The organism is Falsiroseomonas oryzae, from assembly GCF_027856955.1.
Lineage (GTDB): Bacteria > Pseudomonadota > Alphaproteobacteria > Acetobacterales > Acetobacteraceae > Falsiroseomonas > Falsiroseomonas oryzae.
Genome location: NZ_JAPSMD010000108.1, coordinates 1 through 14,334 on the forward strand (window position 1 = coordinate 1; position 14,334 = coordinate 14,334).

Annotated in this window: 14 protein-coding genes; 10 read left to right on the top strand and 4 right to left on the bottom strand. The window is 72.0% G+C overall.

All coding sequences use genetic code 11. The annotated features are described in order from the left end of the window. Positions 1-1,280: DNA primase (dnaG, locus tag OZN99_RS12845; RefSeq protein ID WP_270935639.1), on the bottom strand; the 1,280-nt coding region annotated here is incomplete at its 3' end. A 71-nt stretch (positions 1,281-1,351) separates the two neighbouring features. Here dnaG and OZN99_RS12850 point away from each other — a divergent pair. Beyond that, positions 1,352-2,524 (top strand): Lcl C-terminal domain-containing protein, encoded by a 1,173-nt coding sequence (locus OZN99_RS12850; protein ID WP_270935640.1) that lies wholly within the window; start codon positions 1,352-1,354, stop codon positions 2,522-2,524. A gap of 75 nt (positions 2,525-2,599) precedes the next feature. Here OZN99_RS12850 and OZN99_RS12855 read toward each other — a convergent pair whose 3' ends face one another. After that, positions 2,600-3,061, bottom strand: a complete 462-nt coding sequence (locus OZN99_RS12855) for a GatB/YqeY domain-containing protein (RefSeq protein WP_270935641.1) — start codon at positions 3,059-3,061, stop codon at positions 2,600-2,602. A gap of 177 nt (positions 3,062-3,238) precedes the next feature. Between OZN99_RS12855 and carA the strand changes: the two genes are divergently transcribed. From carA to OZN99_RS12900, 9 genes are all read left to right on the top strand, one after another. Further along, positions 3,239-4,615, top strand: coding sequence for a glutamine-hydrolyzing carbamoyl-phosphate synthase small subunit (carA, locus tag OZN99_RS12860; protein ID WP_270935642.1), 1,377 nt, complete (start codon positions 3,239-3,241; stop codon positions 4,613-4,615). A 16-nt stretch (positions 4,616-4,631) separates the two neighbouring features. Next, on the top strand, positions 4,632-5,387 hold the full coding sequence (locus OZN99_RS12865) for an SDR family NAD(P)-dependent oxidoreductase (protein WP_270935643.1): 756 nt from the start codon (positions 4,632-4,634) through the stop codon (positions 5,385-5,387). A gap of 2 nt (positions 5,388-5,389) precedes the next feature. After that, positions 5,390-6,028: a LysE family translocator gene (locus OZN99_RS12870; protein WP_270935644.1), complete on the top strand. Its 639-nt coding sequence runs from the start codon at positions 5,390-5,392 to the stop codon at positions 6,026-6,028. Between the two features lies 1 nt (position 6,029). Then, positions 6,030-6,671, top strand: a complete 642-nt coding sequence (locus tag OZN99_RS12875; RefSeq protein WP_270935645.1) for a LysE family translocator — start codon at positions 6,030-6,032, stop codon at positions 6,669-6,671. A 2-nt stretch (positions 6,672-6,673) separates the two neighbouring features. Next, a complete protein-coding gene (locus OZN99_RS12880; RefSeq protein WP_270935646.1) occupies positions 6,674-6,925 on the top strand; it encodes a hypothetical protein in 252 nt (83 codons plus the stop codon). Continuing rightward, positions 6,922-7,218, top strand: a complete 297-nt coding sequence (locus OZN99_RS12885; RefSeq protein ID WP_270935647.1) for a hypothetical protein — start codon at positions 6,922-6,924, stop codon at positions 7,216-7,218. Before OZN99_RS12880 ends, OZN99_RS12885 begins: the two co-directional genes overlap by 4 nt. A 6-nt stretch (positions 7,219-7,224) precedes the next feature. Then, complete coding sequence (carB, locus tag OZN99_RS12890) at positions 7,225-10,461, top strand: carbamoyl-phosphate synthase large subunit (RefSeq protein ID WP_270935648.1); 3,237 nt, start codon at positions 7,225-7,227, stop codon at positions 10,459-10,461. 143 nt (positions 10,462-10,604) lie between these two features. Beyond that, positions 10,605-11,078 (top strand): transcription elongation factor GreA, encoded by a 474-nt coding sequence (greA, locus tag OZN99_RS12895; protein ID WP_270935649.1) that lies wholly within the window; start codon positions 10,605-10,607, stop codon positions 11,076-11,078. A gap of 102 nt (positions 11,079-11,180) precedes the next feature. Next, a complete protein-coding gene (locus OZN99_RS12900; protein WP_270935650.1) occupies positions 11,181-12,431 on the top strand; it encodes a threonine ammonia-lyase in 1,251 nt (416 codons plus the stop codon). Here OZN99_RS12900 and OZN99_RS12905 read toward each other — a convergent pair. Further along, entirely contained in the window at positions 12,410-12,547 is a 138-nt protein-coding gene (locus tag OZN99_RS12905) for a hypothetical protein (RefSeq protein WP_270935651.1), read from the bottom strand. The genes OZN99_RS12900 and OZN99_RS12905 overlap by 22 nt on opposite strands. Positions 12,548-12,994: 447 nt before the next feature. Next, on the bottom strand, positions 12,995-14,334 hold a 1,340-nt coding region (locus OZN99_RS12910; protein WP_270935652.1), incomplete at its 5' end, for a hypothetical protein.

The window sequence follows — 14,334 nt, forward strand, 5'->3', positions numbered from 1 at the left end:
CGCGCTGCCCCACGCGGGCCGGTGCGCGTGGCGTCGAAGAAGCGGTCGAGCAGGGCGCGGCGGTATTCGCCGGCCAGGGCCCGGTCCTTGATGGCACCGGCCGCCTCCTCCAGCCGCTTGCGCAGCGCGGCGCGCTGCTCGGGCGTCGCCATCGGCCGGCCTTCCGCGACCAGGCCGAACAGCGCCTCCCCCAGCGGACGGGCGCCATCCAGCACGGCCTGGAAGGCCGCGGGGCCGCCCCGGACGATCAGCGTGTCCGGGTCCTCCCCGGCGGGCAGCGTGGCCAGGCGCAGGCTGCGCTCCGTCGTCAGCAGCGGCAGCGCCGCTTCCGCCGCGCGCGCCGCCGCCCGCGCCCCGGCCGCGTCGCCGTCGAAGCAGAGCACCGGCTCGGGCGTCAGCCGCCACAGCTCCTCCATCTGCTCCGGCGTCAGCGCGGTGCCGAGCGGCGCGACGGCGCCCGCGAAGCCGGCCTGGTGCAGGGCGATGACGTCCATGTAGCCCTCGACGGCGACCACCGTGCCGCCGCGGAACGCGCCCTCCTTGGCCAGGTCCAGGGCGTACAGGCTGTTGCGCTTCTTGAAGAGGACGGTCTCCGGCCCGTTGACGTATTTCGGCACGCCGTCGCCCAGCACCCGCCCGCCGAAGCTGATCATCCGCCCGCGCCGGTCGCGGATCGGGAACATCACGCGGTTGAAGAACAGGTCGGTGTAGCCCTCGCCCTCTTCGCGCGGGCGGATCAGTCCGGCCTCGGCCAGCTGCTCCGGCGTGATGCCGTCGGCCTTCAGGTCGGCGGCGATGGCCCCGCGGCCGCCGCCGGACCAGCCCAGGCCGAATTTCCGGATCGTCTCGTCCGACAGGCCGCGGCGCTTCAGATAGGCGAGCCCCTCGGCGCCTTCCGGCAGGCGCAGCCGGCGTTCGAAGGCCGCCGCCGCCGCCTCCAGCACGCCGTGCAGGTCGCGCGCCCGCTTCTCCCGCGCCGCCGCCTCCGGCGTCGGCTTCGGCACCTCCAGCCCGGCCTCGCCGGCCAGGCGCTCGACCGCTTCGGGGAAGGATGCGCCCTCGGCGCGCATGACGAAGGTGATGGCGTCGCCATGCGCGCCGCAGCCGAAGCAGTGGAAGTGGTCGTCATAGACGTAGAAGGAGGGCGTCTTCTCGCCATGGAAGGGGCAGCATCCCTTCCAGTTGCGCCCCGACCGGGTCAGCCGCGTCTTGCGCCCGATCAGGCCGGGCAGCGGCGTCCGCAGGCGAAGCTCGTCGAGGAAGGCGGGGGGGAGGGCCATCGGCACGGACAGTGTAGCAGGGCCGGGCCCGCCGCTGGACAGCCCCTCGGGCCGGCCGCATGGTCGGCTGCATGCAATTCCTGTTACTCGGCATGGCCCTGCTCGCCGCGTTGCCCGCGGCGGCGCAGCCGGCCCGCTACCCGATCGTCGCCACCGGCCAGGACCGCTGCTTCGGCCAGCGGGAGGCGATCCCCTGCCCGCCAGGCCCGGGCGCCTTCTTCGGCCAGGATGCGCAGCATGCCGGCCGCGCGGCGGTGTATCGGGACAATGCCGACGGCACCGTGGCCGACCTGATCACCGGCCTGACCTGGGCCGCGGCGCCGAGCGCCCCGGTCGCCTTCGCCGAGGCCGAACGGCTGGCCCGCGAGAGCCGGCTCGGCGGCCATGACGACTGGCGCGTGCCGAGCATCCGGGAACTGCACTCCCTGCTGGATTTCCGCGGCAGCTTCACCGGCAACCCGGCGACCTCTCGGCCCTACATCGACACGCAGGTCTTCCGCTTCGCCTATGGCGGCGTGCTGCGCCCGGCCGAGGTGCCGGAATGGTCGGCGACGCGCGCCGCCCAGCGCATCGCCGGCGACCAGGAGGCCGCCTTCGCCATCGGCTTCGGGGATGGCCGGGTCGTTGCCCATCCGCTGCTGGACATGGCCGGCCGCGCACGCGGCCCGAACCAGCTGCCGGTGCGGCTGGTGCGCGGCCCCGCCTATGGCCAGAACGCCTTCGAGCCGACGCCGACCACCGTGCGCGACCATGCGACGCGGCTGGAGTGGCAGCGCTCCGACGACGGCGTCGTGCGCAGCTGGGAAGCGGCGCTGGCGCATTGCGCCGGCCTGGTGCTGGGCGGCCAGCGCGGCTGGCGCCTGCCCCATGCGAAGGAGCTGTTCAGCATCGTGGAGCATGGCCGGGTGCCCGCGATCTCCCCGGTGTTCCACCTGGCCGATGCCGCCGCCTATGCCTGGACCTCCACGACGACGCTGCTGGCGCCGCCCGCCAGCCGGCCGCGCGCCTTCGGCTCCACCGGGGAGCTGGCGGTCTACATCGCCTTCGGCCCGGCGCTGGGGCGGGTGGAGCAGCCGCCGGGCTCCGGCCGCTTCGCCTGGCAGGACGTGCATGGCGCGGGCGCGCAGCGCAGCGACCCCAAGACCGCCTTCCCCGGCGGCTTCCCCAACGGCTTCGCGCCGCACGGCATCGAGGACATCCGCGGCCACAACCACGTCCGCTGCGTGCGCGACCTCACGGGGTGAGGCCGCCCGGCGCGGCGTGTCGGGCGACCCGATTCAGACCTCCGGGCCTTGCGGCCCTGCGGTCATCGGGGCACCTCAGCCGCCCAGCTTCGCCTTCACCAGCGGGTTGGCCCGGGACATGTCGAGCGCGCTGCCGTGCTTCTTCAGCGCCGCCATCACCTTGCCCATGTCCTTCACGCTGGTGGCGCCCGTCTCCGCGATGGCAGCGTCCACCGCGGCGGCCACGGCGGCCTCGTCCATCTGCTGCGGCAGGAAGCTCTCGATCACCGCGATCTCGGCGAGTTCCTTGTCCACCAGCTCCTGGCGGCCGCCCTGGCGGTAGAGGTCCACGCTCTCCCGCCGCGACTTCACCATGCTGCGCAGCATGGCCACCACCTGCTCGTCCGGCACCTTGTCCACGCCGGAGGGGCGGGCGGCGATGTCCACCTCCTTCAGCTTCGCGATGATCATCCGCACGGTGGAGGTCCGCGCGGCGTCCTTCGCCAGCATGGCCTCCTTCATGGCGGCGTTGAATCGGGTGCGCAGGTCGTCGGCCATGGTGTCATCTCCTTCGGCCCTCCATACCCCTCCCCCGCAGGCCGGGGGAGGCCGGGCGGGGGTGGGTCAGCATTCCGAGGGCGCAGAGCGCGGCGGGACACACGCTCCAGCTGGGAATTTCCTTCCCATCCTACCCGCACCCTGGACGCGGGAAGATATTTCCCACATATCCATCCCATGCGGACGGTCGAGGACATCGTCGCCCTGCTGGGCGGCCCGGAGGCGGCGGCGACGCGCCTTGGCATCGGCACCGAGGCGGTGCGCAAGTGGCGCCAGGCGCGTGCGATTCCCGCCAAGCACTGGCCGGCCGTGCTATCCGCCACCGGCCTCGCCCTCGATGACCTGCCCCGCGCCAAGCCCCGCACGGAGACGCCCGTGACCGACACCCCCCACACCGACGCCGCCGTCCCGGAGGGCGCGACCGCCGCCCTCGTCCTCGCCGACGGCAGCGTGTTCTGGGGCCGCGGCTTCGGCGCCCATGCCACCACCGTGGCGGAGATCTGCTTCAACACCGGCATGACCGGCTATCAGGAGGTGCTGACCGATCCCTCCTATGCCGGCCAGACCATCTGCTTCACCTTCCCCCATATCGGCAATGTCGGCGCCAACCCCGAGGACATCGAGGCGACGACGCCCGTCGCGCGCGGCCTCATCGTCAAGCAGGACGTCACCGAGCCCTCCAACTTCCGCGCCACGCGGCACCTGGACGACTGGCTGAAGTCGCATGGCGTGCCCGGCATCTGCGGCGTGGACACACGCGCGCTGACTACCCGCATCCGGGACGGCGGCCCGCCCAACGGCGTGCTGTGCTTCCCTGCCGATGGCCGCTTCGACATCCCGGCGCTGCTGGCCCAGGCCCAGGCCTGGCCTGGCCTGGAAGGCATGGACCTGGCGAAGGAGGTCTCCACCCGCCAGACCTACGACTGGACCGAGACCACCTGGGAGCTCGGCCGCGGCTACGGCACGCAGGTGGCGCCGCGCTTCAAGGTGGTGGCGGTGGACTACGGCGCGAAGCGCAACATCCTGCGCTGCCTGGCCGCCGCCGGCTGCGCGGTGACGGTGGTGCCGGCGACGGCGACTGCCGAGGACATCCTGCGTCACAAGCCCGATGGCGTGTTCCTGTCGAACGGCCCCGGCGACCCGGCGGCGACCGGCGAATACGCGGTGCCCGCGATCCGCGGCGTGCTGGAGAAGGGCGTGCCGACCTTCGGCATCTGCCTGGGCCACCAGCTGCTGGCGCTGGCGTTGGGCGCCAGGACCTACAAGCTCGACCGCGGCCATCGCGGCGCGAACCAGCCGGTGAAGGACCTGAAGACCGGCCAGGTGGAGATCACCAGCCAGAACCACGGCTTCGCGGTGGACGAGAAGACGCTGCCCGACGGCGTGGAGGTCACCCATATCAGCCTGTTCGACGGGTCCAACGAAGGCATCGCCAGCACGAAGCTGCCGGCCTTCAGCGTGCAGTACCACCCCGAGGCATCGCCGGGCCCCACCGACAGCCACCACCTGTTCCACCGCTTCGTCGGCTTGATCGAGACGCACAAGGCGGCCTGACCGCCAGGAGGACGCGATGGCGCTGTTCGACCTCACCGGCCGCGTGGCGCTCGTCACCGGTGGCAATGGCGGCATCGGGCTCGGCATGGCGCGCGGCCTGGCCGCCTGCGGCGCGCGCGTGATCGTCACCGGCCGCGACGCGGCGAAGAACGCGGCGGCCGTGCAGGAACTCGGCGGCAGCGCCGCCGCCTTCCAGGCCGACCTGCGCGCACCCGGCGCGGCAGAACGCCTTCTGGCCGAGGTGCTGGCGCTCGCCGGCGGCCTCGACATCCTGGTGAACAACGCCGGCACCAACATCCGCAAGCGCCCGGAGCTCGTCACCGACGAGGACTGGGCGACGGTGCTGGACACCAACCTGACCGCGCTGATGCGCCTGACGCGCGCCGCCTATCCGGCGCTGAAGGCCAGCGGGCGCGGCCGCGTCATCAACATCGGCTCCATGCTCTCGATCTTCGGCGTGCCCTTCTCGCCGGCCTATGGCGCGAGCAAGGGCGCGGTGGTGCAGTACACCAAGAGCCTCGCTGCCGCCTGGGCCGCGGACGGCATCACCGCCAATGCCGTGCTGCCCGGCTGGATCGACACGGAGCTGACGCGCGGCGCGCGGCGCGACGTGCCCGGCCTGCATGAGAGCGTGCTGGCCCGCACGCCGGCGAAGCGCTGGGGCGACCCTAAGGACTTCGCGGGCATCGCCGCCTTCCTCGCCTCCGACGCCGCCGCCTTCGTCACCGGCGCCGCCATCCCCGTGGATGGCGGGTATTCGACGCAGGGCTGACCATGCCCTCCGCCGAGACGCTGCTGGTCTTCGCCGCGCTCTCGCTCGGCCTGGCGGTCACGCCGGGGCCGAACATGCTCTACCTCGTCTCCCGCGCGCTGGCGCAGGGCACCGGCGCGGGGATGATCTCGCTGGTCGGCTGCCAGGCGGGGTCGCTCTTCATCATGCTCTGCGCCGCGGCCGGCATCACCGCCGCGCTGCTCGCCATCCCCTATGCCTGGGACGTGCTGCGCATCGGCGGCGCGATCTACCTGCTGTTCCTCGCCTGGCAATGCGTGCGGCCGGGCGGCCAGCCGCTGTTTGCCGCGCGCAAGCTGCCGCAGGAACCGGCGGCGCGGCTGTTCGGCGTGGGCTTCGCGACCGCCGCGCTGAACCCGAAGGTCGCGCTGTTCTACATGGCCGTGCTGCCGCCCTTCCTGGACCCGGACCGCGGCAGCCTGTTCCTGCAGGCGGCGACGCTGGGCTTCGTGCAGATCGCGGTCTGCACGCTGTGGGACGCGGTGCTGGTCTGGGGCGCGGCGGGCACGGCGCGGTTCCTCTCGACCAAGCCCGTCTGGATGGCGGTGCAGCGCTGGGTGCTGGGCGCGGCGCTGGCGCTGCTGGCGGTGAAGCTCGCCAGCGAGAGCACGCGGGCAGGCTGACATGCCGGAGTGGCACACCCTGCTCATCCTGGCCGGCATCGCGCTCGGCCTCGCCGCCACGCCGGGCGCCAACATGGCGTATCTGATGTCGCGCAGCATGGCGCAGGGCCGCGCCGCCGGCTTCGTCTCGCTGGCCGGCACCAATGCCGGCCTGCTGCTGGTGATGCTGGTCTCGGTCGCCGGCCTCGCCAGCCTGCTCACCGCCATGCCGCATCTGTGGGAGGCGATCCGCCTGGCCGGCGCCGCCGGCCTGCTGTGGCTGGCCTGGGGCTACCTGAAGCCCGGCGGCGGCCACGCGACGGTCGCCGCGCAGGATCCGGCGCTGCCGCCCGACCCGCCGGCGCGGCTGTTCGGGCTGGGCTTCGCCACCTCCGCGCTGAACCCCAAGGTCGCCGCCTTCTTCATCGCCGGCCTGCCCCACCTGATCGTGCCGGCGGACGGCTCGGCGGTGACGCAGGGCCTCGTCCTCGGGCTGACCTACATCGCGATCAACACCTGCTGCGACGTTGCCATCGTGCTGGGGGCGGAGCGCTTCGCGCACGTGCTCCAGCGGCGACCCGCCCTGGCGCAGGTGCAGCAGCGCGCGGTGGGCGGGGCGATGGTGCTGGTCGCGCTGGCGCTGACGGTGGATGCGGTGACCTGACGATGGAAGCTGTCCTCGGCCTCTTCGCGCTGGCCTATTCGGGCCTGGTGCTGTTCGTTCTCGCGAACGCGCTGCGCAAGATCTACCCGCCGATGCGCGCGGCGCTGACGGCCTTCGTGCTGTCCTGCGTGGTGCATGGCGCGACAACGCTGATGATGGGCGAGCAGATGGGCTGGGCCTTCGCCTTCTGGGGCGTGCCGCACCTGCTGGTGCTGCCGCTGCTGCTGTGGTCGGCCCGCAGGCAATCCGCATGAGCGACATCACGCTGGACTTCACCGGCCTGTTCGCCGCGCTCGGCATCGGCGCGGCCTGCGCGCTGCTCGGCACGCCGCTGATGTGGCGCCTGGCGCAGGGGCTGCCGAACATCCGCCGCGGCACGCTGGCCGTGCTGGCGGCGCTCGGCCTGGCGGGGCTGGCCGCCGCCTTCCTGACCTACGCCTTCCGCGACCGCGAGATCGCAGCCTTCACCCTGGGCACCACCGTGCTGCTGCAGATCGTCGCGCTGCCGGTGCTGCTGATCCTGAACCGCAAGACCCCCAAGGCCTGACCCCAGATGCCGAAGCGCACCGACATCAACTCGATCCTCATCATCGGCGCCGGCCCGATCGTCATCGGCCAGGCCTGCGAGTTCGACTATTCCGGCGCGCAGGCCTGCAAGGCGCTGCGCGCGGAGGGCTACCGCGTGATCCTGGTGAACTCCAACCCCGCCACGATCATGACGGACCCCGGCCTGGCGGACGCCACCTACATCGAGCCGATCACGCCGGAGATGGTCGAGAAGATCATCGCGAAGGAGCGCCCGGACGCGCTGCTGCCGACCATGGGCGGCCAGACCGCGCTGAACACCGCGCTGAAGCTGGATGCCGCCGGCGTGCTGCAGAAATACGGCTGCGAGCTGATCGGCGCCAAGGCGGAGGTCATCGACAAGGCCGAGGACCGCCAGAAGTTCCGCGACGCGATGGCGAAGATCGGCATCGAGAGCCCGAAGAGCGCCATCGCGCACAGCATGGCCGAAGCGCATGCCGCGCTGGAGCAGGTCGGCCTGCCCTGCGTCATCCGCCCGTCCTTCACCCTGGGCGGTACCGGCGGCGGCATCGCCTACAACCGCGAGGAGTTCGAGCAGATCGTCTCCGCCGGCCTCGCCGCCTCCATGACAACGGAAGTGCTGGTGGAGGAATCCGTCCTCGGCTGGAAGGAATTCGAGATGGAGGTCGTCCGCGACAAGGCGGACAACTGCATCATCGTCTGCTCCATCGAGAACCTGGACCCGATGGGCGTGCACACCGGTGATTCCGTCACCATCGCGCCCGCGCTGACGCTGACGGACAAGGAATACCAGCGCATGCGCGATGCCTCGATCGCGTGCCTGCGCGAGATCGGCGTCGACACCGGCGGGTCCAACGTGCAGTTCGGCATCAACCCCGCGGACGGGCGCATGGTCATCATCGAGATGAACCCGCGCGTCTCCCGCTCCTCCGCGCTCGCCTCCAAGGCCACCGGCTTCCCGATCGCCAAGGTCGCCGCCAAGCTCGCCGTCGGCTACACGCTGGACGAGCTGGCGAACGACATCACGCGCGTCACGCCGGCGAGCTTCGAGCCGACCATCGACTACGTCGTGGTGAAGATCCCCCGCTTCACCTTCGAGAAGTTCCCGGGCACACCCGCCACGCTGACCACCAGCATGAAGTCGGTCGGCGAGACCATGGCGATCGGGCGGTCCTTCTGCGAGGCCTTCCAGAAGGGGCTGCGCGGCCTGGAGACCGGGCTCTCCGGCCTCGACGACCTCGACATCACCGACCCCACCGCGCTGCGCACCGCGCTTGCCACCCCCACGCCCGACCGCGCGCTCGTCGTCGCGCAGGCGCTGCGCGCCGGCATGAGCGTGGAGGAGATCCACGCGGCCTCGAAGTTCGATCCCTGGTTCATCCGCGAGTTCGACCGCATCGTGCAGGCCGAGCGGCGCGTGATCGAGCACGGCCTGCCGAAGACCGCCACCGCCTTCCGCAACCTCAAGGCGCTCGGCTTCTCCGACCGGCGGCTCGCGAAGCTCGCGATGACGACGGAGGTGAAGGTCGCCGCGGCGCGCGAGGCGCTGGGCGTGACGCCGGTCTACAAGCGCATCGACACCTGCGCCGCGGAGTTCGCCTCCGACACGCCCTACATGTACTCCACCTACGAGGGCGGCTTCGGCACGCCGGTGTGCGAATCCCGCCCGACCGACCGGCAGAAGATCATCATCCTCGGCGGCGGCCCGAACCGCATCGGCCAGGGTATCGAGTTCGACTATTGCTGCGTCCACGCCGCCTATGCGCTGCGCGAGGCCGGCTTCGAGACCATCATGGTCAACTGCAACCCGGAGACGGTCAGCACGGACTACGACACTTCCGACCGCCTCTACTTCGAGCCGCTGACCGCGGAGGACGTCATCGCCCTGGTCCGCAAGGAGCAGGAGAACGGCACCGTCCTCGGCTGCATCGTGCAGTATGGCGGGCAGACGCCGCTCAAGCTGTCCCAGGCGCTGCACAAGGCCGGCATCCCGATCCTCGGCACCTCCGCCGAGGCCATCGACATCGCCGAGGACCGCGAGCGCTTCCAGCAGCTGCTGAAGGGCCTCGGCCTCAAGCAGCCGGCCAACGGCACCGCCCGCGACCTGGACGAGGCGGAGCGCGTCGCCGACCGCATCGGCTACCCCGTCGTCGTCCGCCCCTCCTACGTGCTGGGCGGCCGCGCCATGGAGATCTGCCACAACCGCGAACAGCTCCGCCGCTTCGGCGCGGAGGCGGTGAAGGTCTCCGGCGAGAACCCGATCCTCGTGGACAAGTACCTGGTGGACGCCATCGAGGTGGACGTGGACTGCATCGCGGATGCCGGCGGCGAGGTCTATGTCGCCGGCGTGATGGAGCACATCGAGGAAGCCGGCATCCATTCCGGCGACAGCGCCTGCTCCCTGCCGCCCTATTCGCTCGCCCCCGCCCTGGTCACGGAGCTGAAGGCGGAGACCGAGGCCATGGCCAAGGCGCTCAAGGTCAAGGGCCTGATGAACGTGCAATACGCCGTGAAGGACGGCGAGGTGTACGTGCTGGAGGTGAACCCGCGCGCCTCCCGCACCGTGCCCTTCGTCGCGAAGGCGACCGGCGTGCCGGTCGCCAAGATCGGCGCGCGCGTCATGGCCGGCGCCTCGCTCCGCGACTTCGACCTGGACGATGCCGCCATCGCCCCGCATGTCGCGGTGAAGGAGGCCGTCTTCCCCTTCAACCGCTTCCCCGGGGTGGACGTGCTGCTCGGGCCGGAGATGAAGTCCACCGGCGAGGTGATGGGGCTCGACGCCAGCTTCGAGCGCGCCTTCCTGAAGTCCCAGCTCGGTGCCGGGGTGAAGCTGCCGGAAGCCGGCACCGCCTTCATCTCGGTCAAGGATTCCGACAAGACCGCCGCCGTCACCCTTGCGCGCCGCCTGATCGAAATGGGCTTCAGGATCAGCGCCACCCGCGGCACCGCCGCCCGCCTGCGCGAAGCCGGGCTGGAGTGCAGCGTGGTGAACAAGGTGCTGGAAGGCCGGCCGCATTGCGTGGACGCCATCAAGTCCGACGCCATCCAGCTGGTGATCAACACGACGAGCGGCGGTCAATCCGTCTCCGACAGCTTCGACATCCGCCGCAGCGCCCTGACACACGGTGTACCCCATTATACGACGATGTCCGGCGCCCGGGCGGCGGTGCATGCGATCGCGGCCCTGAAGGGCGGCACCCTTGATGTGGCGCCCCTGCAAGCCTACTTTCAGCGTTCGTTCTAGCCGGGCCACGCGCGCCCGGCGCCGACCGGTAGCGGGCGGCGGAGGGGCAACCCTCCCCGCCCAATCTGTTTCGCCCCCGCTGGAAGATTCGTGCTTGGATATCGCTTCGGTCCTGGCGGGGCCGGCTGAAGGAAGGACGTGACGTGCAGAAGTTCCCCATGACTGCGGAGGGCCTTTCCCGCCTGCAGGAGGAACTCCGGCAACTCAAGGCCGAGGAGCGCCCGGCCGTCATCCGCGCCATCGCGGAAGCCCGGGCGCATGGCGACCTGTCGGAGAATGCCGAGTACCACGCCGCGCGGGAGCGACAGTCCTTCATCGAGGGCCGCATCGCCGAGCTGGAGGCGATCATCCCCTCGGTCGAGGTGATCGACCCGTCCAAGATGTCCGGCGACCAGGTGCGCTTCGGCGCCCATGTCACGGTGGTGGACGAGGAGACCGAGGATGAGAAGACCTACCGCATCGTCGGCCAGTACGAGGCCGACATGAAGGCCAGCTCGATCTCCATCTCCTCGCCGCTCGCCAAGGCGCTGATCGGCAAGAAGGTCGGCGACAGCGTGGAGGTCCCCGCCCCCGGCGGGTCCCGCGTCTACGAGATCGCGGCCGTCAGGTTCGGCTGACACCCCTCCCCCCGCAGGCGCGGGGGAGGGAACGTTCCCCGCCGCTTGCGCCCCCTGCCCGAGTTGCGGGAAACAGCCCCGTCACGTCAGGCCCGCACCACCATGTCCCCGTTCCGCGCCGAGGTCGCCACCCTCGACCCGCCAGCTGCCCCGCACATCACCCTGGCCGAGGTCCGCGCCGCCGCGGGGCGCATCCGGGGCGCCGTGGTCCGCACGCCCACGCTGCGCTGCGACACCCTCTCCCGCGCCACCGGCGCCACCGTCTTCCTCAAGCTGGACAACCTGCAGGCCACCGGCGCCTTCAAGGAACGCGGCGCGGCGAACCGCATCGCCCTGCTCTCCCCCCGCGAACGGGCCGCCGGCGTCATCGCCATGTCGGCCGGCAACCATGCCCAGGCCGTGGCGCGCCATGCCGCGCTCGCCGGCATCGCCGCCACCATCGTGATGCCGCGCTACACCCCCGCCACCAAGGTGACCCGCACCGAGGGCTGGGGGGCCAAGGTGGTGCTGCATGGCGAGACGCTGGCCGAGGCCGCCGCCCATGCCTACGACCTGGCCCTGCGCGAGGGCCTGACCTTCATCCACCCCTATGACGACCCGGCCGTGATCGCCGGGCAGGGCACCGCCGCGCTCGAGATGCTGGAGGATGCGCCGGAGATCGAGATGCTGGCGGTCCCGGTGGGCGGCGGTGGCCTGGTCACCGGCTGCGCCGCGGCCGCGCTGGAGATGAAGCCGGGCATCCAGGTCTTCGGCGTGGAGGTCGAGGCCTATCCCGCCATGGCGCAGCGCCTGGCCGGGCGCCCGGTGCAGGTCGGCGGCCCCACCGTGGCCGAGGGGATCGCGGTGCGGGACGTGGGCGAGCTGCCCTTCGCCTGGCTTAAGCAGCACGGGATCGAGGTGCTGGTTGTGCCGGAGCGCGCGGTGGAGGAAGCCATCGCCATGCTCTGCGAGGGCGCCAAGGTGGTGGCCGAGGGTGCCGGCGCCGCGGGCCTGGCCGCCGTGCTCGCCTTCCCCGAGCGCTTCGCCGGCAAGGCGGTCGGCATCCCGATCTGCGGCGGCAACATCGATGCGCGGGCCCTCTCCAACGTTCTGCTGCGCCAGTTGCTGCGCGACGGGCGCCTGCTGCGCCTGCATTTCGACATCCCGGACCGGCCCGGCATGCTGGCCGACATCGCGCGCCGCATCTCCGACCTCGGCGGCAACGTCATCGAGGTGCAGCACCAGCAGCTGTTCGGCGCGCCGACGGTGCAGAGCACGGAGCTTCACCTGATGGTGGAGGTGCGCGACGCCGCCCAGGGCAACGCCATCGTGGCGGCGCTGCAGGCCGGGCACTACGTCGTCAGGCGGGGATAGTCCGCGCGCCCGACCGGCGCGTCACGCCGCAGCGTGATGAGCAGGATCGCCGGGCCATCCATGCGGCTCACCACCGGCATGGCGGCGCCGCAGGGCGGTGCCTGGCGCTGGATCACCGTCTCCGCATGGGCGGGCAGCGTCCTCGGCTTGGCACGGAGGTTGCGGACGGCAACCTGTGTCGGCCGGATCCGGTCATGACCGGCAGCGATGCCGGCTGCGTCGGCCGATAGACCGCGCTCCTAGGTATGTTATCTTAGAAAGAGACGTCGCGATTCGCCGGGCCCGGCGCGGCAGACGGGCAGAGAGCGAGCGGAAAATCTGGGGCCGCTGGATCAGCGGCGGAAGCGAAGGTCGCCTGACGCAGCGAGACGCGTGTTGAATCTAGGAAAATTTACCGCTACTGTGCCGACATGTCGACGGACACCCGCCCGTGGTGCATGCGCCCTCCCTTCCCCCGCGATGCGGCGGCCGCCCGCGGCGGCGACTGCCTTGCGCGCAACCGGGACGCGGCGAATTTGTCCGAAGCCGCGCCGGCGGCTCCGCGCCAAAGCGGCAAAGCCGCCTCACCGCCCGGCCAGCGTCTCCGACGGCTCGCGCGGGTTCACCCGGGCGTCCCAGGGCTGCGGCACGTAGTCCGGCAGAATGCGGCAATCGCCGGGGTAGGCGGCGCGCATCGTCTCGCATCGGGCCTGCACCGAGGCCGGCGTCGGCCTTGGCCCGCCCTCGGCCCAGTCGGCCAGCGCGGCCAGCGCCGCGGGATAGAGCACCGGCGAGAGCTTGTTGTGCTCGTTCTCGTCCACGAAGACCTGCACCAGCCGCTGGGTCGTGCCTGCCTCGGCCAGCGTGGCGCGATAGGCGGCCTGGTTCTCCACGAAGACGGTGGCGTCGCCGATCCCGTGCAGCGTCAGCACCGGGATCGCCACGCGCCCGGTCAGGTCGCCATCGGCGGCAAGCCGCGCCGCCGCGGCGGGGTCGGGCGAGATGCGCGGCACGCGGGCGTTGAAGGCGGCGTCGTCCGAGGTCCCGCGATAGGTCACCGCCGCATTGCCGAAGGGGCTGCGCCCACCGGTCAGGTTCTCCGCGATGTCGCCGAAAATCTGCGTGGCGTACCAGAGATGGCCGGGCAGCGCCCATTCCGGCACCCGGCTGGCGGCGACCAGGTCGGCCAGCGCGCGGCGCTGGCTCTCGGTCCGCGCCTCCGGCGCCAGGTCGGCGCCGGTGCAGGCGAGGTAGCGCGCCACCACCTCCTCCCGCGTCAGGCGCCCGCCGGGCGGCTGGCCGAGCGTCACCTCGTATTGCGGCTCGTGCGGGGCCGGGTGGGTGCCGCAGGCGACCTGGAAGGCGGCGCGCAGGTCCACGCGCATGTCATAGGCCCGGCTCGGCCCGGCCAGCACGGCGGAGGTCAGCAGCGCCGCGTCCCAGGGCCGGCGGCCATCCGGCCCCGGCTCGTTCATCGCCTCGATCGCCTTGGCGGCGACCGCGCCACCCCAGGACTGGCCGTGCAGCACGGTCAGGCGCGGCTCGCCCAGCGTGCCGATGGCGGCGCGGCGCAGCAGCTCGGCATCTTCCCCGGCGCGGGTGATGGCGAACCCCGCCTTGCGGCGGCTGGTCGCCGCGAAGGCCCAGCCCTCGTGCAGGAACTCCGCGTAGCGCAGCAGGTCCTCGTCCGAGGTGTGCGCGTGCGGCGCCGCCATGCGCGGCCCGCCATGCACATGCACCAGCAGGCGGCCGTTCCACGTCGCCGGCCGGGCGATCAGCAGGTGGGCGCCGTTCTCGTCCTGGCCGCGCCAGCAGGTGACGGTGTCGGGCAGGCCGGGCGGGCAGGCCGAGGGCATCGGCCCGGTCGCCGCGGCCGGCCCGAGCGACAGCGCCGCGGCCAGCGCGGCAACCGCCAGCGCCAGGC